Source organism: Lactobacillus sp. N54.MGS-719, from assembly GCF_000980505.1.
Taxonomy (GTDB): Bacteria; Bacillota; Bacilli; order Lactobacillales; family Lactobacillaceae; genus Lactobacillus; species Lactobacillus amylovorus.
Genome location: NZ_LARO01000131.1, coordinates 1 through 900 on the forward strand (window position 1 = coordinate 1; position 900 = coordinate 900).

Sequence of the window (900 nt, forward strand, 5' to 3'; positions counted from 1 at the left end):
ACTTGGCCGCAATGACAGGTTCCGCAGTGCAAGAGCCGATTATTCAGAATTATATTCAACAGTGGCATAAAATCGGCTTGCATGTCAGCTTAACTGGTGTCAGATTAATTGAGTTCAATTCCTTCTACGACAAATTGGATCACGATGATAAGAATATTGATATGTTTATAGCGGCTTGGTCATTGTCAACTGAACCCTCACCAAGAGGGATGTACAGTGAAACCAATCCGATGAATGACTCTAGATTTGCAACGAAGGAAAATAATAAGTTATTAAATGAAATTGATTCAACCAATGCTTTCAATCACCAATACAGAGTTGAGGCTTTTCATAAGTGGCAGCAATATATGAATGATGAAGCTTATATTGTACCAATGACTAACTCTTATGCGATTCAAGCTGTTAATAATAAGATCGTGAACTACTCGTTAAAACCAGCAGCTGCAAATAGTGTTTGGTATAAAGTAGGCTTTAGTAAGTGGTTAATTTCTTAACGTTAAAGATGGTGTTCGTCTGAATTATGAGACTGGTAATAGTCGAATAGAATAAAAAGAAAATAATTCAATACTACTTAAGGTACTGAATCATGCAATCAAAATTTTCCAAAGTGAACTGCTAGTGTACCAGTTCTGGGGCTGAATAGGCGCTAAGCTAGCTACAATGATGAAGATGCCACCAATGGCAATAGATAAGGCAAAGATGTAATTAACCATGGTGAGCTGTGAACTTTCATTAATAGATTGGCGCAAAATATGGATAGCAAGCGCAACTAAAATCATCCCTATTGAGATACCGATTTGTTAAAAAACATACATCAACTTTTCCCCAGTCTTTTTAAATCTGTTAAATATTATATGATTTTTTTGAATAATAAACAAAAATTAAAGTTAAATTTGACTT

Annotated in this window: 1 protein-coding gene and 1 pseudogene; one reads left to right on the forward strand and one right to left on the reverse strand. The window is 34.7% G+C overall.

Annotation, left to right across the window (positions count from 1 at the left end):
* Positions 1-494, forward strand: a pseudogene (locus WS44_RS09605) (oligopeptide ABC transporter substrate-binding protein); the annotation flags it as partial.
* 90 nt (positions 495-584) lie between these two features.
* Here the strand turns inward: WS44_RS09605 and WS44_RS09610 are convergent.
* Entirely contained in the window at positions 585-779 is a 195-nt protein-coding gene (locus tag WS44_RS09610) for a hypothetical protein (RefSeq protein ID WP_288145748.1), read from the reverse strand.
* Positions 780-900 lie beyond the last annotated feature (121 nt).

Bases quoted from the DNA above. Each gene is read 5' to 3' on its own strand.
- WS44_RS09610 (WP_288145748.1), bottom strand. From the start codon at position 779: ATGATTTTAGTTGCGCTTGCTATCCATATTTTGCGCCAATCTATTAAT.